This window comes from Arthrobacter sp. SlRoot2-15, from assembly GCF_059739345.1.
This window is the reverse complement of sequence record NZ_AP046058.1, coordinates 2,618,729-2,643,164: the sequence shown is the minus strand read 5'-3', so window position 1 is coordinate 2,643,164 and position 24,436 is coordinate 2,618,729. Positions and strand designations below refer to the sequence as shown.

At 64.3% G+C, this 24,436-nt stretch carries 20 protein-coding genes; 3 read left to right on the top strand and 17 right to left on the bottom strand.

Going from position 1 to position 24,436, the window contains the following annotated elements:
- Positions 1 to 30 precede the first annotated feature (30 nt).
- Genes rpsS through rpsJ form a run of 6 tightly spaced genes read right to left on the bottom strand, consistent with a single transcriptional unit; the run spans position 31 to position 3,097 of the window.
- On the bottom strand, positions 31 to 312 hold the full coding sequence (gene rpsS, locus AC6I9V_RS12190; protein ID WP_018773666.1) for a 30S ribosomal protein S19: 282 nt from the start codon (positions 310 to 312) through the stop codon (positions 31 to 33).
- 12 nt (positions 313 to 324) lie between these two features.
- Positions 325 to 1,164, bottom strand: coding sequence for a 50S ribosomal protein L2 (gene rplB / locus AC6I9V_RS12185; RefSeq protein ID WP_024366131.1), 840 nt, complete (start codon positions 1,162 to 1,164; stop codon positions 325 to 327).
- A gap of 29 nt (positions 1,165 to 1,193) precedes the next feature.
- Entirely contained in the window at positions 1,194 to 1,499 is a 306-nt protein-coding gene (gene rplW, locus AC6I9V_RS12180) for a 50S ribosomal protein L23 (protein WP_018773664.1), read from the bottom strand.
- On the bottom strand, positions 1,496 to 2,116 hold the full coding sequence (rplD, locus tag AC6I9V_RS12175; protein ID WP_138768569.1) for a 50S ribosomal protein L4: 621 nt from the start codon (positions 2,114 to 2,116) through the stop codon (positions 1,496 to 1,498). The genes rplW and rplD overlap by 4 nt, the downstream gene beginning before the upstream one ends.
- Before the next feature lie 4 nt (positions 2,117 to 2,120).
- Entirely contained in the window at positions 2,121 to 2,771 is a 651-nt protein-coding gene (gene rplC, locus AC6I9V_RS12170) for a 50S ribosomal protein L3 (protein ID WP_003803812.1), read from the bottom strand.
- 17 nt (positions 2,772 to 2,788) lie between these two features.
- Positions 2,789 to 3,097, bottom strand: coding sequence for a 30S ribosomal protein S10 (rpsJ, locus tag AC6I9V_RS12165; RefSeq protein WP_003803825.1), 309 nt, complete (start codon positions 3,095 to 3,097; stop codon positions 2,789 to 2,791).
- A gap of 453 nt (positions 3,098 to 3,550) precedes the next feature.
- On the opposite strand from rpsJ, the gene AC6I9V_RS12160 reads away from it, so the two are divergent.
- The gene (locus AC6I9V_RS12160; protein WP_497899617.1) at positions 3,551 to 4,978 is read left to right on the top strand and encodes a GH1 family beta-glucosidase; all 1,428 of its coding nucleotides are present in this window, start codon (positions 3,551 to 3,553) and stop codon (positions 4,976 to 4,978) included.
- Positions 4,979 to 4,997: 19 nt separating this feature from the next.
- Here AC6I9V_RS12160 and AC6I9V_RS12155 read toward each other — a convergent pair whose 3' ends face one another.
- The 7 genes from AC6I9V_RS12155 to rpoB all read right to left on the bottom strand — a co-directional run bounded on the left by AC6I9V_RS12155 (position 4,998) and on the right by rpoB (position 17,696).
- Entirely contained in the window at positions 4,998 to 5,123 is a 126-nt protein-coding gene (locus AC6I9V_RS12155; RefSeq protein WP_349413018.1) for a hypothetical protein, read from the bottom strand.
- 154 nt (positions 5,124 to 5,277) lie between these two features.
- Positions 5,278 to 6,468 (bottom strand): elongation factor Tu, encoded by a 1,191-nt coding sequence (tuf, locus tag AC6I9V_RS12150; RefSeq protein WP_349413019.1) that lies wholly within the window; start codon positions 6,466 to 6,468, stop codon positions 5,278 to 5,280.
- 263 nt (positions 6,469 to 6,731) lie between these two features.
- Positions 6,732 to 8,846, bottom strand: coding sequence for an elongation factor G (fusA, locus tag AC6I9V_RS12145; RefSeq protein ID WP_349413020.1), 2,115 nt, complete (start codon positions 8,844 to 8,846; stop codon positions 6,732 to 6,734).
- A 69-nt stretch (positions 8,847 to 8,915) separates the two neighbouring features.
- Positions 8,916 to 9,386 carry a 30S ribosomal protein S7 gene (gene rpsG, locus AC6I9V_RS12140; RefSeq protein ID WP_026531948.1) on the bottom strand — a complete coding sequence of 157 codons (471 nt, stop codon included), beginning with the start codon at positions 9,384 to 9,386 and terminating at the stop codon, positions 8,916 to 8,918.
- Position 9,387: 1 nt separating this feature from the next.
- Positions 9,388 to 9,762, bottom strand: coding sequence for a 30S ribosomal protein S12 (gene rpsL, locus AC6I9V_RS12135; protein ID WP_011692814.1), 375 nt, complete (start codon positions 9,760 to 9,762; stop codon positions 9,388 to 9,390).
- Positions 9,763 to 10,174: 412 nt separating this feature from the next.
- The gene (locus AC6I9V_RS12130) at positions 10,175 to 14,074 is read right to left on the bottom strand and encodes a DNA-directed RNA polymerase subunit beta' (RefSeq protein ID WP_497899616.1); all 3,900 of its coding nucleotides are present in this window, start codon (positions 14,072 to 14,074) and stop codon (positions 10,175 to 10,177) included.
- Between the two features lie 106 nt (positions 14,075 to 14,180).
- Positions 14,181 to 17,696, bottom strand: a complete 3,516-nt coding sequence (rpoB, locus tag AC6I9V_RS12125) for a DNA-directed RNA polymerase subunit beta (protein ID WP_349412215.1) — start codon at positions 17,694 to 17,696, stop codon at positions 14,181 to 14,183.
- A 369-nt stretch (positions 17,697 to 18,065) separates the two neighbouring features.
- Between rpoB and AC6I9V_RS12120 the strand changes: the two genes are divergently transcribed.
- Together AC6I9V_RS12120 and AC6I9V_RS12115 are read left to right on the top strand one after the other, a co-directional pair.
- Entirely contained in the window at positions 18,066 to 19,265 is a 1,200-nt protein-coding gene (locus AC6I9V_RS12120; RefSeq protein WP_349412216.1) for an acetyl-CoA C-acetyltransferase, read from the top strand.
- Entirely contained in the window at positions 19,265 to 19,792 is a 528-nt protein-coding gene (locus AC6I9V_RS12115; RefSeq protein WP_497899615.1) for an aminoacyl-tRNA deacylase, read from the top strand. Before AC6I9V_RS12120 ends, AC6I9V_RS12115 begins: the two co-directional genes overlap by 1 nt.
- 109 nt (positions 19,793 to 19,901) lie before the next feature.
- Here the strand turns inward: AC6I9V_RS12115 and AC6I9V_RS12110 are convergent, their stop codons facing one another.
- From AC6I9V_RS12110 to AC6I9V_RS12095, 4 genes are all read right to left on the bottom strand, one after another.
- Positions 19,902 to 21,734 carry a 5'-nucleotidase C-terminal domain-containing protein gene (locus AC6I9V_RS12110; protein WP_497899614.1) on the bottom strand — a complete coding sequence of 611 codons (1,833 nt, stop codon included), beginning with the start codon at positions 21,732 to 21,734 and terminating at the stop codon, positions 19,902 to 19,904.
- A 204-nt stretch (positions 21,735 to 21,938) separates the two neighbouring features.
- Positions 21,939 to 22,316, bottom strand: a complete 378-nt coding sequence (gene rplL / locus AC6I9V_RS12105; RefSeq protein WP_066436823.1) for a 50S ribosomal protein L7/L12 — start codon at positions 22,314 to 22,316, stop codon at positions 21,939 to 21,941.
- Between the two features lie 80 nt (positions 22,317 to 22,396).
- Positions 22,397 to 22,987 (bottom strand): 50S ribosomal protein L10, encoded by a 591-nt coding sequence (rplJ, locus tag AC6I9V_RS12100; protein WP_138768559.1) that lies wholly within the window; start codon positions 22,985 to 22,987, stop codon positions 22,397 to 22,399.
- Positions 22,988 to 23,280: 293 nt separating this feature from the next.
- A complete protein-coding gene (locus tag AC6I9V_RS12095) occupies positions 23,281 to 24,390 on the bottom strand; it encodes a GNAT family N-acetyltransferase (protein ID WP_349412219.1) in 1,110 nt (369 codons plus the stop codon).
- Positions 24,391 to 24,436 lie beyond the last annotated feature (46 nt).

The window sequence follows — 24,436 nt, the reverse complement described above, 5'->3', positions numbered from 1 at the left end:
TTCTCTCGTCTTTGACGTAAGTGCAGGCGCCTAGCGGCGCTTGCCCTTACGGTCGTCCTTGACATGGCCGCGGAATGTCCGCGTGGGAGCGAATTCGCCGAGCTTGTGCCCGACCATCGACTCAGTGACAAACACCGGGATGTGCTTGCGTCCGTCGTGCACGGCGATCGTGTGGCCGAGCATGTCGGGGACGATCATCGAACGGCGGGACCAGGTCTTGATGACGTTCTTGGTGCCCTTTTCGTTTTCCCTGGCTACCTTCACAAAGAGGTGCTGGTCAACGAAAGGACCTTTTTTCAGGCTGCGTGGCATGTGTCCAGGCTCCTATCGCTTGTTCTTGCCAGTACGACGGCGACGAACAATAAGCTTGTCGCTCTCTTTGTTGGGACGGCGGGTGCGGCCTTCGCGCTTACCGTTCGGGTTGACGGGGTGACGTCCACCGGACGTCTTACCCTCGCCACCACCATGCGGGTGGTCGACCGGGTTCATCGCGACACCACGGACGGTCGGGCGGACGCCCTTCCAGCGCATACGGCCGGCCTTGCCCCAGTTGATGTTCGACTGCTCGGCGTTGCCGACCTCGCCGACGGTTGCGCGGCAGCGCACGTCAACGTTGCGGATTTCGCCGGAAGGCAGACGCAGCTGGGCGAAACGGCCTTCCTTTGCAACGAGCTGGATCGATGCGCCGGCGGAGCGGCCCATCTTGGCGCCGCCACCCGGACGCAGTTCAACTGCGTGGATTACGGTACCGACCGGGATGTTGCGCAGCGGCAGGTTGTTGCCGGGCTTGATGTCAGCGTCGGCACCTGCTTCCACGGTGTCACCCTGGGCCAGCTTGTTCGGGGCGATGATGTAACGCTTGGTGCCATCAACGTAGTGCAGGAGGGCGATGCGAGCCGTGCGGTTCGGATCGTACTCGATTTCGGCAACGCGGGCGTTGACGCCGTCCTTGTCGTGGCGACGGAAGTCGATCAGACGGTACTGGCGCTTGTGGCCACCACCCTTGTGACGGGTCGTGATCTTACCGGTGTTGTTACGGCCACCCTTTTTCGGGAGGGGACGAACCAACGACTTTTCCGGCGTCGACCGCGTGATTTCGGTGAAGTCCGCTACGCTCGAGCCACGACGGCCCGGGGTAGTCGGCTTGTATTTACGGATTCCCATAATTTATTTCCTCGTTAAAGTGGTCTCCGCTACGAGAGCGGACCGCCGAAGATGTCGATAGTGCCTTCTTTGAGGCTCACAATGGCACGCTTGGTGTTCTTGCGGGTACCCCATCCGAATTTGGTGCGCTTGCGCTTACCGGCACGGTTGATGGTGTTGATCGATTCGACCTTGACGGAGAAAATCTTCTCCACGGCCAGCTTGATCTCGGTCTTGTTCGAGCGGGGGTCCACCAGGAAGGTGTACTTGCCCTCGTCGATCAGGCCGTAGCTCTTTTCCGAGACGACGGGTGCAAGCACGACGTCGCGCGGGTCTTTGATGGTGGCTGCGCTCACTTGGCATCCTCCTCGTTCTTTGCAGCCTTGTCAGCAACGAATGCTTCGTAGGCAGCCTTGGTGAAGACTACGTCGTCAGAAACGAGCACGTCGTAGGTGTTCAGCTGGTCTGCGTACAGAACGTGAACATCCTGGAGGTTGCGCACGGAGAGTGCAGCAACATCGTTGGCGCGGTCGATGACAACGAGCAGGTTCTTGCGCTCGGAGACGCCACGCAGCGTTGCCAGTGCTTCACGGGAGGACGGCTTGGTGCCGGCGACCAGTTCAGCAACGACGTGGATGCGGCCGTTACGGGCGCGGTCAGAGAGAGCGCCGCGCAGGGCAGCAGCAATCATCTTCTTGGGGGTGCGCTGGCTGTAGTCACGCGGCGTCGGGCCGTGGACGATGCCACCACCGGTCATGTGAGGAGCACGGATGGAACCCTGACGGGCGCGGCCGGTGCCCTTCTGCTTGAACGGCTTGCGACCTGCACCGGAAACCTCGGCGCGGGTCTTGGTCTTGTGGGTACCCTGGCGAGCAGCAGCGAGCTGTGCAACGACGACCTGGTGCAGCAGCGGCACGTTGGTCTGTACGTCGAAGATCTCTGCGGGCAGGTCAACCTTGACAGTGCTAGTCATTGAACTAGGCTCCCTTCACGGCGGTGCGTACGAGTACGACCTGGCCGCGGGCGCCGGGGACGGCACCCTTGATCAGGAGCAGCGACTTCTCGACGTCAACCGCGTGGACCGTGAGGTTCAGCGTGGTGTGACGAACGGCGCCCATGCGGCCGGCCATTTTCATGCCCTTGAAGACGCGGCTCGGGGTGGATGCTCCACCGATAGAACCGGGCTTACGGTGGTTCTTGTGGGCACCGTGGGAAGCTCCAACGCCGTGGAAGCCGTGGCGCTTCATAACACCGGCGAAGCCCTTACCCTTGGTGGTGCCAACGACGTCGATCTTCTGGCCGGCTTCGAAGAGCTCAACGGAGAGCTCCTGGCCCAGCTCGTAAGAGTCAGCATCTGCGGTGCGCAGTTCTACGACGTGGCGGCGAGGCGTGACGCCTGCCTTTTCAAAGTGACCAGCCAGCGGCTTGGTGACCTTGCGGGGATCGATCTGGCCGTAGCCGATCTGAACGGCGACGTAGCCATCAGTCTCTGCGTTGCGCAGCTGCGTGATGACGTTCGAGTCTGCCTGGACCACAGTGACGGGGATGAGCTTGTTGTTCTCGTCCCAGACCTGGGTCATGCCGAGCTTCGTGCCCAGCAGGCCCTTTACGTTACGGGTTGCGGTCATAGTCTCTCAGCACCTCCCTACAGCTTGATTTCGATGTTCACGTCGGCCGGCAGGTCGAGACGCATGAGCGAATCAACAGCCTTGGGCGTGGGATCGATGATGTCGATAAGACGCTTGTGCGTGCGCATTTCAAAGTGCTCGCGGCTGTCCTTGTACTTGTGCGGAGAGCGGATTACGCAGTAAACGTTCTTCTCCGTCGGCAGCGGCACGGGGCCGACTACAGTTGCGCCTGCGCGCGTGACCGTCTCAACGATCTTCCGTGCTGAAACGTCAATGACCTCGTGGTCGTATGACTTCAGCCGGATGCGGATTTTTTGTCCCGCCATGTCGCCTGACTCTCTTTCAGTCTGTGCTTCCCCTGATTAGGGCTGCCCTGTTCACTTACTCGTTGTATGGCTGCCGAAGCATTTGAAGTCGTAACTACCACCCGCCGCACAAGCTGAATCCGGATGAATCCGGGTTCCTCAACCTGCCGGCGCAACCGACCCCCGCGGTCGGGCGTGTCGCGCTTTGCACGCGTACTCGTCCGCAATTCCTTGGGAAGTGGGTTATGTTTGGGCTCTTACCTGGACCCTGACACCCGGCATTATCCGGATCGGGACGCGAAAGAGCGCTTGAACAACTCATCTAGTATGCCGGAATTAATCGGCAGAAGCGAATCAGTGCCCGTCGACGCCGCCCGGAACCCCGGGGCGGCACCGTGCCGGGCACCCTTGCCCGGGCACGGGCAGCGTCCCGGGTCATTGCCTTCAGCAACGGTCGATACGAAGATAGGGGGCATGACCGTGCAGGATTCGTCAGCAGTCCAGGATCTCGCCGCGAAGCTGCGGCCCGGCTTTATGCTGGGGGTTGCCTCCGCCGCCTTCCAGATCGAGGGCGGCCTTGCGGCGGGCGGCCGCGGCCCGTCGGGCTGGGACGCCTTTGCCGAGAAGCCCGGCAGCATCCAGGACGGCCACTCCCCCGCCGTCGCCTGCGACCACTACAACCGCTCGGACGAAGACGTCCGGCTGATGCGCGACCTCGGCATCGATTCCTACCGGTTCTCGATCTCGTGGCCGAGGATCCAGCCGGACGGCACCGGTCGCTTCAACGCCGAGGGCCTCGATTTCTACGACCGGCTCATTGACCGGCTCCTCGAGGCCGGCATCTCCCCGATGGCGACCCTGTACCACTGGGACACCCCGCTTCCGCTCGAACACCGGGGCGGCTGGATGAACCGAACGACGGCGGAGCGCTTCGCCGAGTACAGCGCCGCGGCCGGCGCCCGCTTCGGCGACCGGGTGACCCAGTGGGTGACCCTGAACGAACCCGCCTCGGTCACGCTCAACGGCTACGCCCTCGGCGTCCATGCCCCCGGCCACGACCTGCTCTTCGACGCGCTGCCCTCGGTGCACCACCAGCTCCTGGCCCACGGCCTCGCGGTGCAGGCGTTGCGGGCCGCCGGCGTCAGCGGCGCCGTCGGCGTCACCAACCTGCACTCCCCCGTTCGCCCGGCGTCCGGCTCCGTCAGCGACCGGCTGCTGGCGAAGGTGTTCGACCTGGCACTGAACCGAATCTACGCGGACCCGATCCTGCTGGGGAGCTACCCGAAGCCGCCGCTGCTGGCCCGCCCGTGGTTCCGTTCCCTCGGCAGGATCTCCGACGCGGACCTGCGCAACATCCACCAGCCGCTGGACTTCTACGGCCTGAACTACTATTACCCGGTGAAGGTGGCCACCGGCCGCGGGCCCGCGGACAGCCCGGTGGGCCCCGCGGACGCGATGGTGCGGCTGCCGTTCCACATGGCCGCGTTCCCGGAGTACGGAACCACGGGCTTCGGCTGGCCCGTTGCCCCGGACCACCTGGGCCCCCTGCTGCGCGAGATGAAGGACCGCTACGGCGCGGCGCTGCCGCCGCTGTACATCACGGAGAGCGGGGCCAGCTTCCCCGAACCGGACCACGTGGACGGGCCGATCGCGGACACCGGCCGGATCGACTACCTGTCCGACCATCTGGGCCACGCCCTGGCCGCCACCGCGCCCGGCGGTATTGCCGATGACGTCGAGCTTCTCGGCTACTACGTCTGGACCCTGATGGATAACTTCGAATGGGCCGCCGGCTACTCCCAGCGCTTCGGCCTGGTGCACGTCGACTTCGAGACCCAGGAGCGGACCCCCAAGGAATCCTTCTACTGGTACCAGTCGCTCGGCCGGGCCAGGCGGGCCTGACCCGGCTGGCGCCCCAGGGCTACCGGTTCTTGTTGGCGCGGTTGATGCGCTTCGCGCGCTCGATCTCGTGCCGGAAATGCTTCTTGACCCACAGGCCTGCCGCGACGACGGCAACAACGACCGCGAGGAAAATGATCCATTCCACGGCGGACTCCCTTCTATCTGGCGAACTCTTCTTCGGCAACCGTAGCAGGGTGTTAAACAGAACAGCCCCGCTGCAGTGCAGCGGGGCTGTTCCTACCTTCCGGCGGCCGTCAGACGGCCCGGCCGGTCGGTATCAAGCTCGGATCAGCAAGTAATTACTTGATGATCTTGGTGACGCGTCCCGAACCAACGGTGCGGCCGCCTTCGCGGATTGCGAAGCCGAGGCCCTCTTCCATTGCGATCGGCTGGATGAGCGCAACGGTCATCTCAGTGTTGTCGCCGGGCATAACCATTTCCGTGCCTTCCGGCAGGGTGATAACGCCGGTTACGTCCGTGGTGCGGAAGTAGAACTGCGGGCGGTAGTTGGAGTAGAACGGGTTGTGACGTCCGCCTTCGTCCTTGGAGAGGATGTAGACGTTGGCCTCGAAGTCGGTGTGCGGGGTGATGGAACCCGGCTTGACGACAACCTGGCCACGCTCGACATCGTCGCGCTTCAGACCGCGGAGCAGCAGGCCACAGTTCTCGCCGGCCCATGCTTCGTCCAGCTGCTTGTGGAACATCTCGATACCGGTAACCGTGGTCTTCTGGACCGGGCGGATGCCGACGATCTCGACCTCGGAGTTGATGGCGAGGGTTCCACGCTCGGCGCGGCCGGTAACAACGGTGCCACGGCCGGTGATCGTGAAGACGTCTTCGATCGGCATCAGGAAGGGCTTGTCACGGTCACGTACCGGGTCCGGAACGGACTCGTCGACGGCTTCCATGAGGTCCTCGATGGACTTGACCCACTCCGGGTCGCCTTCCAGGGCCTTCAGGCCCGAAACGCGGATGACCGGAGCTTCGTCGCCATCGAAGCCCTGCGAGCTGAGCAGCTCACGAACTTCCATTTCGACGAGGTCGAGGAGTTCCTCGTCGTCAACCATGTCAGCCTTGTTCAGCGCGACCAGCAGGTAGGGAACACCAACCTGGCGGGCGAGCAGAACGTGCTCACGGGTCTGAGCCATCGGGCCGTCAGTAGCGGCAACCACGAGGATTGCGCCGTCCATCTGAGCAGCACCGGTGATCATGTTCTTGATGTAGTCAGCGTGACCCGGAGCGTCTACGTGTGCGTAGTGGCGCTTCTCGGTCTGGTACTCAACGTGGGAGATGTTGATGGTAATGCCGCGCTGACGCTCTTCGGGAGCAGAGTCAATCGACGCGAAGTCACGCTTCTCGTTGAGAGTCGGGTACTTGTCGTACAGCACCTTGGAAATGGCGGCCGTCAGCGTCGTCTTACCGTGGTCAACGTGACCAATGGTACCGATGTTAACGTGCGGCTTAGTCCGCTCGAACTTTGCCTTTGCCACAGGTTCCTCCTAGAACGTTTTCAAATGACTTACCCTTCGTCCGCGCTTGTCGCGGCCGAAACTCCAGCAAGTCTACTTGGGGGGCTTTGGATTGGTGAAATTGCAGATTCAGGAACTAATACTAGTGCCTAGTGCCTGTTCGTGCTGGCGGCCGGTTTGACCGGATTGCATCCGACCGGGAACCGGCCGCCAGCACCAGGTGGATCCCCTGTTCAGGAACCGCACCCGAGTTTTTCGTCGCTGCTGCGTGGAGTCCCGGAGGACTACTCGCCGCGGCTCTTCTGGATGATCTCGTCGGCAACTGCCTTCGGGACCTCCGCGTAGCTGTTGAACGTCATGGAGTACACAGCGCGGCCCTGGGTCTTCGAACGCAGGTCGCCGATGTAACCGAACATGCCGGACAGCGGAACGTGCGCGCGGATGACCTTGACGCCCTGGGCATCTTCCATGGACTGCATCTGGCCACGGCGGGAGTTGAGGTCACCGATAACTTCACCCATGTATTCCTCAGGGGTGCGGACCTCGACATCCATCAGCGGTTCGAGCAGGACAGGGTTCGCCTTGCGTGCAGCTTCCTTGAAAGCCATACGGCCGGCGATCTTGAACGCCATTTCCGAGGAGTCAACATCGTGGTACGCGCCGTCAATCAGCGTGGCCTTGATGCCGACAACCGGGTAGCCGGCCAGGACGCCGTCGTTCAGCGCATCCTGGATACCAGCGTCAACCGAAGGGATGTATTCGCGCGGAACGCGGCCACCGGTGACCTTGTTCTCGAACTCGTACATCTCGCCTTCGGACGTGTCCAGCGGCTCGATCGCGATCTGGATCTTTGCGAACTGGCCCGAACCACCGGTCTGCTTCTTGTGCGTGTAGTCGTGACGCTCCACAGCACGCTTGATGGTTTCGCGGTAGGCAACCTGGGGCTTGCCCACATTTGCCTCGACCTTGAATTCGCGGCGCATGCGGTCCACCAGGATGTCCAGGTGGAGCTCGCCCATGCCGGCGATGATGGTCTGGCCGGTGTCTTCGTTGAGGGAGACCTGGAAGGTCGGGTCCTCAGCGGAGAGCTTCTGGATGGCCGTGGAGAGCTTCTCCTGGTCACCCTTGGTGTTCGGCTCGATTGCAACCGAGATCACGGGCTCCGGGAAGCTCATGGACTCGAGGACGATCTGGTTGGACGAATCGCACAGGGTGTCGCCCGTGGTGGTGTCCTTGAGACCGATCGCTGCGTAGATGTGGCCTGCGGTAGCGCCGTCCACCGGCATTTCCTTGTTGGCGTGCATCTGGAACAGCTTGCCGATGCGCTCCTTCTTGCCCTTGGTGGAGTTGACCACCTGTGCGCCTGCTTCCACGTGACCGGAGTACACGCGGATGAAGGTGAGCTGGCCGAAGAAGGGGTGCGCGGCGATCTTGAACGCCAGTGCGGAGAACGGCTCGTCAGCGGAAGGCTTACGGGTCAGTTCCTTCTCTTCGTCGCGAGGATCGTGACCGATCATCGGGGGGACGTCGAGCGGGTTCGGCAGGTAGTCCACGACGGCGTCGAGCATCGGCTGCACGCCGCGGTTCTTGAACGCGGAGCCACAGAAGACCGGGTAGAGCTCGGAGTTGATCGTCATCTTGCGGATGCCGGCCTTGAGCTCGTCGATCGAGATCTCTTCGCCTTCGAGGTACTTCTCCATGAGCTCTTCGGAGGACTCCGCAACGGTCTCAACGAGCGTTGCGCGGTACTCTTCGGCCTTTTCCTTGAGGTCAGCCGGGATCTCCTGGATCTCGTACTTGGCACCCATGGTGACGTCACCCTTGGAGTCGCCGGGCCAGACCAGTGAGCGCATGTAAAGCAGGTCGACGACGCCGATGAAGTCGTTCTCGGCGCCGATCGGCAGCTGCATGACGAGCGGCTTGGCACCGAGGCGGCTGACGATGGTGTCGACGGTGAAGTAGAAGTCAGCGCCGAGCTTGTCCATCTTGTTGACGAAGCAGATGCGGGGCACGTTGTACTTGTCGGCCTGGCGCCACACAGTCTCGGACTGCGGCTCCACACCTTCCTTGCCGTCGAACACGGCGACGGCACCGTCGAGGACGCGCAGGGAGCGCTCAACCTCAACCGTGAAGTCAACGTGGCCGGGGGTGTCAATGATGTTGATCTGGTTGTTTTCCCAGAAGCAGGTCACGGCGGCAGACGTGATGGTGATGCCGCGTTCCTTTTCCTGTTCCATCCAGTCAGTGGTCGACGCGCCGTCGTGCGTTTCGCCGATCTTGTGGTTCACACCCGTGTAGAACAGGATGCGCTCGGTAGTAGTGGTCTTGCCGGCATCGATGTGGGCCATGATGCCGATATTGCGGACCTTGCTAAGGTCGGTAAGCACGTCCTGTGCCACGGTGTCTCCCTTTCGGATGGACTGCACGTTCGCCGCCGACTCGGGTGAGCCGGCGGCGTCCGGGAAGTATTACCAGCGGTAGTGAGCGAAGGCCTTGTTGGACTCGGCCATCTTGTGGGTGTCTTCGCGACGCTTCACAGCGGCTCCGAGACCGTTCGAGGCATCCAGGATTTCGTTCTGGAGGCGCTCGGTCATCGTCTTTTCGCGGCGGGCCTTGGAGTAGCCGACCAGCCAGCGGAGGGCGAGGGCCGTGGAACGGCCCGGCTTGACCTCGACGGGAACCTGGTACGTGGCGCCACCGACGCGGCGGGAGCGGACCTCGAGGGAAGGCTTGACGTTGTCCATGGCCTTCTTGAGGGCTGCAACCGGGTCGCCGCCGGACTTGGCGCGTGCGCCTTCGAGTGCACCGTAGACGATGCGCTCTGCGGTGGACTTCTTGCCGTCAACCAGCACCTTGTTGATCAGCTGCGTGACCAGCGGGGAGCCGTAAACGGGATCTAGTACTAGCGGCCGCTTGGGGGCCGGACCCTTGCGAGGCATATTACTTCTTCTCCATCTTTGCGCCGTAGCGGCTGCGTGCCTGCTTACGGTTCTTCACACCCTGGGTATCGAGGGCGCCACGGACGATCTTGTAACGGACACCCGGGAGGTCCTTAACACGGCCGCCACGGACGAGCACAATGGAGTGCTCCTGCAGGTTGTGGCCAACACCGGGGATGTAGGCGGTGACTTCAACGCCGCCGTTGAGGCGCACACGCGCAACCTTACGCAGAGCCGAGTTCGGCTTCTTCGGGGTCGTGGTGTACACGCGGGTGCAAACACCGCGGCGCATCGGGCTGCCGTTAAGCGCGGGAGCCTTGGTCTTCTTGACCTTAGGCGTGCGGCCCTTGCGGACCAGCTGGTTAATCGTAGGCACTCTCGTGTTCTCCGTTTTATCCGGAGCGGCCGTTGGCAGCCGCTCTCTTGTCGCTGCGCCCCGCCGCTCGAGCTTTGAAGTTCTCTCCAGAGCAGCTGAGGCGAAGCCTTAATAGTCGGACCGCACGCCGGGGCTCCGGACTTTCATCCTGAATGGCCCCTAGGCATGCGAAAATGTGGCATACGTTGCACAAGAACCCTGCAAACCGGAAACGTCGTCCTGGTCCAGCCTCTCGGCTGCAACCGGCGCACTCATCCACTGCCACAATAACAATTAGTCTCCAGTCTAACACGGACGGTCCCCAGCCCTTAATCGGCGGGAAACTGCGGCCCTCCGACGTCGACCACTCCCATGTTAAACGGGAATGGTCCCGCACCTTGCGGTGCGGGACCATCCTTGGGAACGCTATCCGCTAGCGGAAGTCGCTGCCCAGGTCGTAGTCATCCAGCGGGATGGCGTGGAACTCAGGAGCTCCGTCGCCGCCCAGGGAATCGTAGGAGAAGTCGCTGAACGCGCTCGGGCCGGTGAACAGGTTGGCCTTCGCTTCTTCAGTCGGTTCCACCGTGACCTCGGTGTAGCGCGGGAGACCCGTGCCGGCCGGGATGAGCTTACCGATGATGACGTTCTCCTTGAGGCCCAGCAGCGGGTCGCTCTTGCCTTCCATGGCCGCCTGCGTCAGGACGCGGGTGGTCTCCTGGAAGGAAGCTGCCGACAGCCAGGACTCGGTCGCCAGGGACGCCTTGGTGATACCCATGAGCTCGGGACGGCCGGAGGCCGGCGTCTTGCCCTCGGATACAACGCGGCGGTTGGCGTCCTCGAAGCGGCTGCGCTCGGCGAGCTCGCCGGGCAGCAGGTCCGATTCGCCGGACTCGATGACCGTGACGCGGCGCAGCATCTGGCGGACGATAACCTCGACGTGCTTGTCGTGGATACCAATGCCCTGGCTGCGGTACACGCCCTGGACTTCGTCCACCAGGAACTTCTGCGCGGCCCGGGGGCCCATGATGCGCAGCACCTGCTTGGGGTCGACCGGACCGTTGATGAGCTTCTGGCCAACGCTGACGTGCTCGCCGTCTTCGATGAGAAGACGTGAACGGCGCAGCACCGGGTAGGCGATCTCTTCGGATCCGTCATCCGGGGTGATGACCAGGCGCATCTGACGCTCGGACTCTTCGATGGCGATGCGGCCGGCTGCTTCCGCAATCGGCGCCACACCCTTCGGAGTGCGGGCTTCGAAGAGCTCCTGGATACGGGGCAGACCCTGGGTGATGTCGTCGCCACCGCCGGCGGAGACAGCACCACCGGTGTGGAAGGTACGCATGGTCAGCTGGGTACCGGGCTCACCGATGGACTGCGCGGCGATGATGCCGACGGCCTCGCCGATGTCCACGGTCTTGCCGGTGGCCAGCGAACGGCCGTAGCACAGGGCGCAGGTGCCGACGCTGGACTCACAGGTGAGCACAGAGCGGACCTTGACCTCGGTGATGCCGGCCGCGAACAGTTCGGCAATGACGACGTCGCCGCAGTCAGTACCGGCCGCTGCCAGGACCTTGCCCTTGGCGTCAACGACGTCCACGGCCAGGGTGCGGGCGTAGGCGCTGTTCTCGACATTCTCGTCCAGGACCAGCTCGCCGTTGGCGTCAGCCACAGCGATCGGGGTGACGAGGCCACGTTCGGTGCCGCAGTCCTCTTCACGGACGATGACGTCCTGCGACACGTCCACCAGACGACGGGTCAGGTAACCCGAGTTGGCGGTACGCAGCGCGGTATCGGCCAGCCCCTTACGGGCACCGTGCGTGGCGATGAAGTATTCCAGCACCGACAGGCCCTCGCGGTAGGAGGACTTGATCGGACGCGGGATGATCTCACCCTTCGGGTTGGCCACCAGGCCACGGATACCCGCGATCTGACGGACCTGCATCCAGTTACCACGGGCACCGGAGGACACCATGCGGTTGATGGTGTTCATCGGCGACAGGCTGTCACGCATCGCCTGGGCGATCTCGTTGGTTGCCTTGTTCCAGATCTCGATCAGTTCCTGGCGACGCTCGTCGTCGTCGATCAGGCCCTTGTCGTACTGGCCCTGGATCTTCGCGGCCATGGTCTCGTAGCCGGCAAGGAGCTCCGGCTTGGAGGCCGGGACCTCGATGTCGGAGATGGCGACCGTGACGCCCGAGCGGGTTGCCCAGTAGAAACCGGCATCCTTCAGGTTGTCCAGCGTTGCCGCCGTGACGACCTTCGGGTAACGCTCGGCGAGGTCGTTGACGATCCGGGAGAGCTCACCCTTGTCGGCAACAGCCTCCACCCACGGGTAGTCCGCGGGCAGCGTCTGGTTGAAGATGACCTGGCCCAGGGAGGTTTCGACCAGCGTGGTCTGACCCGGCTCCCAGCCTTCGGGAGCTTCCCAGCCGGCGTAGGGGACGAAGTCCTCGAGCCGGATCTTGACCTTGGAGTTCAGGTGCAGCTCGTGCAGGTCGAACGCCATGATGGCTTCCGAGACGGAGGAGAAGATCCGGCCTTCGCCAGCTGAACCGACACGCTTGGTGGTCAGGTGGTAGAGGCCGATGATCATATCCTGCGAGGGCAGCGTCACCGGGCGTCCGTCGGACGGCTTCAGGATGTTGTTCGAGGACAGCATCAGGATCCGGGCCTCGGCCTGGGCTTCGGGGCTCAGCGGCAGGTGGACTGCCATCTGGTCGCCGTCGAAGTCGGCGTTGAAGGCGCCACAGACCAGCGGGTGGAGCTGGATTGCCTTGCCTTCGACCAGCTGCGGCTCGAACGCCTGGATGCCGAGACGGTGCAGGGTAGGTGCACGGTTCAGCAGCACCGGGTGCTCGGTGATGATCTCTTCGAGCACGTCCCAGACCTGCGGGCGGTAACGCTCGACCATGCGCTTGGCCGACTTGATGTTCTGCGCGTGGTTGAGGTCAACCAGGCGCTTCATCACGAACGGCTTGAAGAGCTCCAGGGCCATCTGCTTGGGCAGACCACACTGGTGCAGCTTCAGCTGCGGGCCGACGACGATGACCGAACGGCCGGAGTAGTCAACGCGCTTACCAAGGAGGTTCTGGCGGAAACGACCCTGCTTGCCCTTGAGCATGTCGGACAGGGACTTCAGCGGGCGGTTGCCCGGTCCGGTGACCGGACGGCCGCGGCGGCCATTGTCGAACAGGCTGTCAACGGCTTCCTGAAGCATGCGCTTCTCGTTGTTGACGATGATCTCCGGGGCACCGAGGTCAAGCAGGCGCTTGAGGCGGTTGTTGCGGTTGATCACGCGGCGGTACAGGTCGTTGAGGTCGGAGGTCGCGAAGCGGCCGCCGTCCAGCTGGACCATCGGGCGCAGTTCCGGCGGGATCACCGGGACGGCGTCCAGCACCATGCCGAGCGGGCTGTTGTTGGTCGTCAGGAACGCGTTGACCACCTTGAGCCGCTTCAGGGCGCGCGTCTTGCGCTGGCCCTTGCCGTTGGCGATGATGTCGCGCAGCAGGTCGGACTCGGCCTGCATGTCGAAGCCCTCAAGACGCTTCTTGATGGCCTCGGCGCCCATGGAGCCTTCGAAGTACATGCCGTAGCGGTCACGCAGCTCGCGGTACAGGCCCTCGTCACCCTCGAGGTCGGCGACCTTGAGGTTCTTGAAGCGGTCCCAGACCTGCTCGAGGCGCTCGATCTCGGCGTCCGCGCGCTTGCGGACGTTGGCCATCTGGCGGTCGGCGGAGTCGCGGGCCTTCTTCTTGTCGGCAGCCTTGGCGCCTTCACCCTCGAGGCGCGCGATCTCGTTTTCGAGGTCGCGGGCGATCGTGGCGATGTCGGAGTCGCGGTTGTCGATCAGCTGCTTCTTCTCGATGTCGTGCTCAACCTGGAGGTTGGGCAGTTCCTCGCGGCGGGCATCGGCGTCGACGCTGGTGATCATGTAGGCGGCGAAGTAGATGACCTTTTCAAGGTCCTTCGGAGCCAGGTCAAGGAGGTAGCCCAGGCGGGACGGGACACCCTTGAAGTACCAGATGTGCGTGACCGGGGCGGCCAGCTCGATGTGGCCCATGCGCTCACGGCGGACCTTGGCGCGGGTGACCTCAACGCCACACCGCTCGCAGATGATGCCCTTGAAGCGCACGCGCTTGTACTTGCCGCAGTAGCATTCCCAGTCGCGGGACGGGCCGAAGATCTTCTCGCAGAAGAGGCCGTCCTTCTCGGGCTTGAGCGTGCGGTAGTTGATGGTTTCCGGCTTCTTAACCTCGCCGTAAGACCAGCCACGGATGTCTTCCGCGGTGGCGAGGCCGATCTGCATGAGGCCGAAGGAGGATTCGCTGGACATATGGTCCCTGTTCTCTCTTGTTCTCTAAATTCTGAAGTCTTGGGTTACGGGAAGAGGGAGGTGGCGTCCGACGGCGGGTGGTGACCCGCCGTCGGACCCCGACCTGCTAGACCTCTTCTACGGAACTGGGCTCTGCACGAGACAGATCGATGCCCAGTTCTTCCGCAGCCGTGAAGACTGCGTCATCAGAGTCACGCATTTCAATTGTGGTTCCGTCCGTGGAAAGAACTTCCACGTTCAGGCACAGCGACTGCATTTCCTTGATCAAGACCTTGAAGGACTCAGGAACGCCCGGCTCCGGGATGTTCTCGCCCTTGACGATGGCTTCGTAGACCTTCACACGACCGTGGATATCATCCGACTTGATCGTGAGGAGTTCCTGGAGCGTGTAGGCGGCGCCATAGGCTTCGAGCGCCCACACTTCCATTTCACCGAAGCGCTGGCCACCGAACTGTGCCTTACCACCCAGCGGCTGCTGCGTGATCATGGAGTACGGACCGGTGGAGCGCGCGTGGATCTTGTCGTCCACCAGGTGGTGGAGCTTCAGGATGTACATGTAGCCGACCGAGATCGGATCCGGGAACGGCTCGCCGGAGCGGCCGTCGAACAGGCGGGTCTTGCCCGAGGAGTTGATCAGGCGGTCGCCGTCGCGGGTGACGTTGGTGGAGTCGAGCAGGCCCGTGATTTCTTCTTCACGCGCACCGTCGAAGACCGGCGTGGCGACAGTGGTCTGGCCACTCTCGCGCGGCAGGTTCGGCAGCTGCTTGACCCACTCGGGCTCGCCCTCGATCTTCCAGCCGGTCTTGGCAACCCAGCCGAGGTGCGTTTCGAGCACCTGGCCGACGTTCATACGGCCCGGAACACCCAGCGGGTTCAGGACGATATCAACGGGGGTGCCGTCGGCAAGGAAGGGCATGTCCTCCACGGGGAGGATCTTGGAGATAACACCCTTGTTGCCGTGACGGCCGGCGAGCTTGTCGCCGTCGGTGATCTTGCGCTTGGCGGCGACGTAGACGCGGACCAGCTGGTTGACGCCCGGGGGCAGCTCGTCGTCGTTGTCGCGGTCGAAGACGCGGACACCGATCACGGTGCCGGACTCGCCGTGCGGCACCTTCAGGGAGGTGTCTCGCACTTCGCGGGACTTCTCACCGAAGATGGCGCGCAGCAGGCGCTCTTCCGGGGTCAGCTCGGTCTCGCCCTTGGGGGTGACCTTGCCGACCAGGATGTCGCCGGCTTCAACCTCGGCACCGATGTGGATGATGCCGCGCTCGTCCAGGCCTGCCAGGACTTCCTCGGACACGTTCGGGATGTCACGGGTGATTTCCTCGGCACCAAGCTTGGTGTCGCGGGCATCGATCTCGTGCTCCTCGATGTGGATCGAGGACAGGACGTCCTCGGCCACGATCCGCTGGGACAGGATGATCGCATCCTCGAAGTTGTGGCCTTCCCATGACATGAATGCCACGAGCAGGTTCTTACCGAGGGCGAGCTCGCCCTGGTCCGTTGCCGGGCCGTCGGCGATGATGCCGCCGACTTCCAGGCGCTGGCCTTCGTTCACCAGGACGCGGTGGTTGTAGCAGTTGCCCTGGTTGGAGCGGGCGAACTTGTTGATGCGGTAGTTGGTTTCCGTGCCGTCGTCGTTGAGCATGATGACGAGTTCGGCGGAAACCTCGGTGACCACACCGGCCTTCTTCGCGATGACAACGTCACCGGCGTCGACGGCGGCGGCGCGCTCCATGCCGGTGCCGACGAACGGCGCCTCGGAGCGGACCAGCGGCACAGCCTGGCGCTGCATGTTGGCACCCATGAGTGCACGGTTGGCATCGTCATGTTCGAGGAACGGGATCAGGGCGGTCGCCACGGACACCATCTGGCGCGGGGAGACGTCCATGAACTCGACGTCGGCGGCGGGAACCAGCACGGGCTCGCCTCCACCACCGCGGGCACGGACCAGGACGGTCTCTTCGGCGAAACGCTTGTTCTCGTCGAGCGGGGCGTTGGCCTGTGCGATCAGGACCTCGGCCTCGTCGTCGGCGGTGAGGTACTGGACCTCATCGGAAACGACGCCCTCGGAAACGAGGCGGTACGGGGTCTCGATGAAACCGAACGGGTTGATGCGGCCGTAGGATGCCAGCGAACCGATCAGGCCGATGTTCGGGCCTTCAGGGGTTTCGATCGGGCACATACGTCCGTAGTGGGACGGGTGGACGTCTCGGACTTCCATGCCGGCACGGTCACGGGACAGACCACCCGGGCCAAGCGCGGACAGGCGGCGCTTGTGGGTCAGACCCGAGAGCGGGTTGTTCTGGTCCATGAACTGCGAGAGCTGGGACGTTCCGAAGAACTCCTTGATCGCAGCCACGACGGGGCGGATGTTGATCAGGGTCTGCGGCGTGATGGCCTCGACGTCCTGGGTCGTCATACGCTCGCGGACAACGCGCTCCATACGGGACAGGCCGGTACGGACCTGGTTTTCGATGAGCTCGCCGACGGCGCGGATGCGGCGGTTGCCGAAGTGGTCGATGTCGTCGATCTCGACGCGCAGCTCGTGGTCCTGGCCGTCGCGCTTGCCCGTGAGGGTCTTCTCACCGGCGTGCAGGGCTACCAGGAACTTGATCATGGCAACGATGTCTTCAACGTGCAGCACGGATGCTTCCTTGTCGCCAAGGGAGCGGTCGATGCCAAGCTTGCGGTTGATCTTGTAGCGGCCGACCTTGGCCAGATCGTAGCGCTTGGAGTTGAAGTACAGGTTGTCCAGCAGGGACTGCGCAGCCTCGACGGTGGGCGGCTCGCCCGGTCGCAGCTTCCGGTAGATGTCCAGCAAGGCGTCTTCGCGGGTTTCGGTGGCGTCCTTCTCCAGCGTCGCGCGCATGGAGTCGTACTGGCCGAATTCCTCGAGAATCTGGCCTTCGGTCCAGCCGAGGGCCTTCAGCAGCACGGTGACGGACTGCTTGCGCTTGCGGTCGAGGCGAACGCCGACCTGGTCGCGCTTGTCGATTTCGAGTTCGAACCAGGCGCCGCGGGACGGGATGATCTTCGCGGTGAAGATGTCCTTGTCGCTCGTCTTGTCCGCGGTGCGCTCGAAGTAGGCGCCCGGGGAACGGACCAGCTGGGACACGACGACACGCTCGGTGCCGTTGACGACGAAGGTGCCCTTCTCGGTCATCAGCGGGAAGTCACCCATGAACACGGTCTGCTGCTTGATTTCGCCCGTGTTGTTGTTCATGAATTCGGCCTTGACGTACAGCGGAGCGGAGTACGTAGCGTCCCGGTCCTTGCACTCGGCCATGGTGTACTTCGGGTCAGCGAACTCCGGCTCGGAGAAGCTCAGGGACATGGTGCCCTGGAAGTCCTCGATCGGGGAGATCTCTTCGAAGATGTCAGACAGGCCCGACGTGGTGGCGACACTGAGGTCGCCTTCCTCGACGGCCTTCGCGACGCGTGCCTGCCAGCGTTCGTTTCCGACCAGCCAGTCGAAGCTGTCCGTTTGCAGGGCAAGCAGATTCGGAACGTCAAGCGGTTCGTGAATCTTTGCGAAGGAGAGCCGGCGGGTTGCACCGTCGGTGCTGTCGGCATTGATAGCGGTAGCGTTGTTTACATTAGAGGTGCTCGAGGCGACCAAGAGGGATCCTTCCACAGACCTTCAGGCGTTTTCAGATCTCCCCCGTTATGCACCCTGCGGAGTGACTCCGCAGTGCTACCAGTCCGGTTCCGCTATATGACCCGGGACCCGCGCTGACCATGCTGGTGCACGTTGTAGACGGCACATTGATGGAGCAGCGCTCAGGCTAAGCCCACCGCTATATGAAGGCTGAAGGTAAACAGGGAAGACGCAAATATCTACGATACGGCAAAGCAACCTACTTGTCTACCCCACTTGCGGCGTGATTGCAAGCACGGCCGTCGCCGCCCGGGCGGTCCGGCTGAATGGCTCCGTGATGGGGCTCACGATAACCTTGGAGTACATCGTTAGAGATCGGAAGAGATAACCATGAGCAACTCCGCGGACAACAATGATGTTGTCATCCTCGCCGCCGCCCGCACCCCGCAGGGCCGGCTCAACGGGCAGCTGGCCAGCTTCACCGCCGTCGAACTCGGCGCCCACGCGATCCGGGCGGCACTGGCCGCCAGCGGAGTGAAGCCGGACCAGGTCGACTCGGTCATCATGGGCCAGGTGCTGCAGGCCGGGGCCGGCCAGAACCCGGCCCGGCAGAGCGCCATCGGCGCCGGCATCGGCTGGAACGTTCCGACGGTCACGATCAACAAGGTCTGCCTCTCCGGCCTGACCGCCGTGATCGACGCGGCCCGGATGATCCGCAGCGGCGACGCCACCGTCGTGGTCGCCGGCGGCCAGGAATCCATGAGCCGGGCCCCGCACCTGCTCCCCGGCTCCCGGCAGGGCTGGACCTACGGCTCGGTCCAGGCGCTCGACGCCGCCGCCCACGACGGCCTCACCGACGCCTTCGACGGACAGTCCATGGGCCTGTCCACCGAGAGCAAGAACGTCACACTCGGCATTGACCGGACCTCCCAGGACGAGGTCGCGGCGGCCTCGCACCAGCGCGCCGCCCGCGCCGCCAAGGACGGGGTGTTCGACGGCGAAATCGCGCCGATCAGCGTCAAGCAGCGCAAGGGCGACCCGGTCCAGGTCGGCACCGACGAGGGCGTCCGCCCGGACACCTCCGTCGCCTCCCTGGCCGGGCTGCGCGCGGCCTTCGCCACGGACGGCACCATCACCGCCGGCAACTCCTCCCCCCTCTCCGACGGCGCCGCTGCCCTGGTCCTCACGTCCCGGAAGTTCGCCGAGGAGCACGGCCTGGAGTACCTGGCCGTGGTCGGCAAGCCCGGACAGGTCGCCGGACCGGACAACTCGCTGCACTCCCAGCCCTCCAATGCGATCAAGAACGCGCTGGAGAAGGCCGGCTGGTCCGCCGCGGACCTGGACTTCATTGAGATCAACGAGGCCTTCGGCTCCGTGGCCGTGCAGTCCCTCAAGGACCTGGACTACCCGCTGGAGCAGTGCAACATCCACGGCGGCGCGATCGCACTGGGCCACCCGATCGGCGCCTCCGGGGCACGGCTTGCCCTGCACGCGGCCCACGAGCTGAAGCGGCGCGGTGCCGGCAAGGCCGCCGTGTCGCTCTGCGGCGGCGGCGGCCAGGGCGAGGCCCTGCTGCTGTACCGCGACTGATGACCGACCCGACGGCGGCCGGGCTTGCATCCGGCCAGGAGCGCGGCGGCAGTACCGGCAGGAAGCGGTTCCTCGCCGACGCCGCCGCGCGCGGCCTTGAGGTGGAACTGGTGGAGCGGCTCGCCGCGCACAGCCTGGAAGAAGCCGCCGCGATCCTCGGCATCAGGCCCGGGGACATTGTGAAATCCCTGGTGGTCAAGCACAAGGACGGCAGCTTCCTGTTCGCCCTGGTCCCGGGCGACCGGCAGATCAGCTGGCCCAAGCTCCGCCAGCTGGTCGGCGTCAACAAGCTCTCGCTGCCCGCCGCCGACGTCGCCCTCGCGGCAACCGGCTACGAGCGCGGCACCATCACCCCACTCGGCAGCACCACCGCGTGGCCGGTGTACGCCGACAGCACCATCACCGGCCGGCGGATCTCGATGGGCGCCGGGGAACACGGCTACAGCGCCTTCGTCGACGCCGACGCGCTCACCGCGGCCCTCGGCGCCGTCGTCGCGGACATCACCGACCCGGGGCCGTACGCCTAAGACATCCGGGTTAAAAGCAACGCGGGGTCACTTCAGGCCCATCCGAGGCCAAAGGATGGGCGCGAAGTGACCCCGCGTTGCTGTTTTCGGCCGAAGGGCCGGCCAGGCGTCAGGCGGTGACCGTCAGGGGTGCACCGTTGACCGTGAGCCGCCAGTTGTTCTGGCTGAACACGGCGGCATCGAGGGTGCCGTGCGCCACGACGTAGTCGATGATCCGCTGGCGGATCTCCTGCTGGCTGTTCGAGAGCACCGGTGCCGTCTTCACACCCGGGAAGTTGCCTCCGCCGCTCTGGCGGTAGTTGTTGATCGCCATCGCGAACTCCTTGTCCGCCGGCACGGGCGAACCGCCGTAGCTCAGGTTCATGATCCGGTCCCCCACCGGCCGGGCCAGGTCGATCTCGTAGTTCAGCGGCGCGTCCAGGCCGTAGACGACGTCGTAGTTGTAGTCCGGCGTGCCGTTCGGCGCCAGGGTGGTGGCGGCGTTCGTGACGTCCTGCGCCCGGGCCGAGGTGGTGGCCACCGGCTTGAAGTACTGCGCCGACCACTCGAGGTAGGCCTTGACCTGGGCGCCGGTGACCTTGATGGACAGGAGTGTGTTGTCGAAGATGTACAGCCCGGCCACGTCGCGGATGGTCAGCGGGCCGGCCTTGACGTCCACCGAGCGCGAGAACGCCGCCGCGATGGAGAGCACCGGGAGCCCGGCGGCGGGGCCGTTGGCCAGTTCCGCCTTGATGGTGCTGGCCTGCACGTAGTTGATCGCGTCGATCGCGGCCGAGTCTCCCCAGCAGGCAGTCTCCGTGGTCAGCGGCGCGGTGGAGGTGCCGATCACCTGATTCACGTACTTCACCGTCGCCTCGTGGCCGGCCTGCACGGCGCTGACGACGGCGGGGTCCGGATCGGCGGTGTTGGCGTTCAGGAGGTGCGAGTGCGCCGAGGTGACGGCCCACCCGTCCTCGCCCTTGGTCAGCTGCAGGTCGATGACGGCGACGCGCATGCCCCACTTCAGCGGTTCGGTCAGGAGCACCTGCCGGCCGGTTTCCTTGTTGGCGACAAACCGCTCCGGAATCTCCAGGTGTGCGTGTCCGACCAGGATCGCGTCGATCCCCGGGACTTCCTCGGCGAGCTGGGTGGAGGCGTTTTCGGCGAACGGCAGCGCGTCGCCGTAGGAGGAGCCCGGCGTCGCGCCCGAGTGGCTGGAGACGATGATAACGTCGGCTCCGGCAGCCTTCATCTGCGGGATGACCGTCTTGGCCTCCTCAACAATGCCGTTGAAGTCGAGCTTGCCCTGGACGTTGTCGCGGTCCCAGAGGGCGCAGCCGGGGGTCACGAAACCGACGAGACCGACGGTCACCCAGCCGTTCTCGGTCCTGACCCGCTTCAGGACGTACGGGGTGAAGGCGCGCTGGCCGGTGACGGCATCGTGCACGTTGGCGCCGAGCAGCGGGAAGTCCAGCTGCTTCTCCCAGGTCCGCAGCATCGGGATACCGTAGTTGAATTCGTGGTTGCCGAGCCCGACGGCGTCGTAGCCGACGGCGTTCATGGCCAGCGCCATGGGGTGCTTGACGGTGTCGGAGATCGGGTTGACCTTGGCGAAGTAGTAGGCCAGCGGCGTGCCCTGGATGGTGTCGCCGGAGTCAATGGTGAGCGTGTTGGCGGCGCCGCGCTCGGCCCGGACGGCCTTGATCAGGCTGGACGCCTGCGCGATGCCGATCTTGTTTCCGGCTTTATCCGAGTAGGGGACGTCCTTGAAGTAGTCCCAGTTGAAGACATTGTTGTGCAGGTCGGTGGTGCCGAGCACGGTCAGGTTGAACTGCTTCTTCGCGTTGCCGGGTGCGGCCTGGGCGGCGGGGGCGCCCGAGAGCGCTGCGGCGGCGGCGCTGCCGCCGACGAAGGCCGCGGCGAGCATGGCGCGGCGGGAGAACGACGGGTTCGGATCGGTCATTGTGTGAGCTCCTGAAGGGTTGGCGGCCGGTCGGCACAATGCCAAAGTCTAGAGGTCCCGCCCCGTCCTGAAAAGGAGAGCCGGCAATCGTTTACCGAAGGTTCACATGGCTGCGACGGCCCCGGAACGCAGGAAACCCCGCCCACCGGAGTGGACGGGGTTTCCCGGAGCTGGAAGGCCGGAAGCCTCCCGGAGCTGCGAGTGTTACTTGAGGGTAACGGTGGCGCCGGCAGCCTCGAGCTGCTCCTTGGCCTTCTCGGCAGCTTCCTTGGTGGCGCCTTCGAGGACTGCCTTCGGTGCGCTGTCAACCAGGTCCTTGGCTTCCTTGAGGCCGAGGGAGGTGATGGCGCGAACTTCCTTGATCACTGCGATCTTCTTGTCGCCAGCGGCTTCGAGGACGACGTCGAAGTCGGTCTTCTCTTCGGCCTCTTCAGCAGCTCCGCCACCGGCGGGGCCGGCAACGGCAACAGCAGCTGCGGTAACTTCGAAGGTCTCTTCGAAGAGCTTGACGAACTCGGAGAGCTCGATGATGGTCAGTTCCTTGAAAGCTTCAATGAGCTCTTCGTTGCTGAGCTTCGCCATGGTGTGGCGTCCTTCCTATAGGTGGTGCTTGGCGGCCGGAGCCGTTGCCCTCGCACCGGAGTCTGGTTTGAAAGAGAGAGTTAGTTCTCTTCGGTGGCTGCGGCTTCGGCCGGAGCTTCGGTCTCTGCTGCTTCTGCGGCCGGGGCTTCTTCAGCGGCGGGCGCTTCGGCAGCTGCCGGTGCACCGTTCTCTTCTTCAAGCTTGAGGCGCAGGGCGTCGATGATGCGTGCAGCAGCGGCAGCAGGAGCCTTGAGGATGCCTGCAACCTTGGCGAGCTGCAGCTCGCGGGACTCGAGTGCTGCCAGGGCAGCAACTTCGCTGGCGTTCAGTGCCTTGCCCTCGAAGTAACCGGTCTTGATAACCAGCTGCTTGTTGGCCTTGGCAAAATCCGTCAGGCTCTTGGCAGCTGCAACTGCGTCACCCTTGATGAACGCGATTGCAGTGGGGCCGGCAAGCTGGCCGTCGAATGCTTCGACACCGGCTTCCTTGGCTGCAATGGCGGTCAGGGTGTTCTTGACGACCGCGAACTTGGTGTCCTGGCCGAGAGAAACACGCAGCTGCTTGAGCTGTGCAACGGTGAGCCCACGGTATTCGGTCAGGACAGCGGCGTTCGATTCCTTGAAATCGTTAGTGATCTCAGCTACTGCTGAAACCTTGGTAGGCGTTGCCATAACCCTCCTTCCGGGGATAGTGCCGGTGTGTCCGGGTCCCCGCTCGGATGAGCTAAAAACTAAAAACGCCCCGCGCAGATGCACGGGGCTTGGCTCAACGCGGACGTGCCGCGGAGCTTTGCTTCGTTCACCTGCGCCGGCCGCCCTATGTTCAGGGTCCTTCGTCCGGAGATCCACTGGCTCTCCCGGCGCGGCTGCAGAAGTGAGCCTTGCTTGGGAGAGTGGATTTCCAACAACCGACGGTCTTTGGTCCTCCCAGCTTACGGGAAGAGGCCCGTGCGCTCCAAATCGGCTCAGCTGATGCTGGGGCCAAGGTCCGGCAGCTCCTTTTGCCAGATGCCCGTCACCCCGGCGGTGGTGAAGCCGAGCTGCTTGTTCACGGTAAGCAGGTAGCGGTTTTCCGGGGCGTTCCAGGTGTAGAGCACCCGCGCGTCCGGGAACTGTTCGGTGAGCCTTTCCATGTTGGCCACCTTGATCAGCAGCCCCAGCTTGTTGCCGCGGTGCTCGCCCAGGACAACGGTGTCGTCCTGGAAAACGACGTCGGGGCGCAGCGCCAGGACACTGATGGTGGTCAGCCCCACCAGGGCCCCGCTGGCGATATGTTCGACGGCGGTGACCACCGTCCGGCGGCCTTGCGCGATGGCGACGTCTTCCGCCTCGCGGAGGATACCGCCGTCGAACACCAGATCCGCGTCGTCGGCGCCGGGGATTCCGTCCTCGCCGGCCCGGTTTTCCAGTGCCGCGACGGCCTCGAGCCACTGCTCGGGGCAGCGGTCCGTCCAATGGTGCAGCCGGTACCGCCCGGCGTTGGCTTCCTCCGCCTCGGCCTGCAGGTCGGCGACGAGCTTGCTGTCCAGCGGCAGGGCGCAGGAGCTGAACTGTTCGATGTGCTGGAGGGTGTAGCCGGTGTGCTGCGCGAACTCCACCTCCCGACTGTTCAGCGGAACGAAGCCGAGGCCGGAGCCGGGGATCAGCTGCCCGGCCCTGCTGTCCGCCAGCGTCGCGCCGGGATGGTTCGTGTCGATCAGGATGGTGCGCCGGCCCTCGTCCCGGGCGAAGCGCTCCGCCGCCTCCAGCAGCCGCCGGCCGACGCCGCGGCCCTGGAACTCCGGCAGGATGTCGAGGGTGAATTCGGCGAGGTCCAGGTGGTCCGAGAGTGGCAGCGCAATGTCCACGGTCCCGACGATTACGCCGTCGACCCGGGCCACCAGGATCACCTGCCGCTCATACGGGTCCGACATTTCCAGCAGCTTCTCGAGCGGGGCGTAGGCGAGGTCATCGCTCCCCCACGTCTGCATCCGGACCTTGCGCCCCACTTCGACGGCGGCAAGGAAGTCTGCCGCATCCGGTCCGTCCAGCGAATCCGGAACCCAGAGCTGCTCGACCTGTACCTCGTTTGCCATAGCGGGCATCTTCCCAGCCATTCTGCCGCCCAGTGCCCCGCTTGCG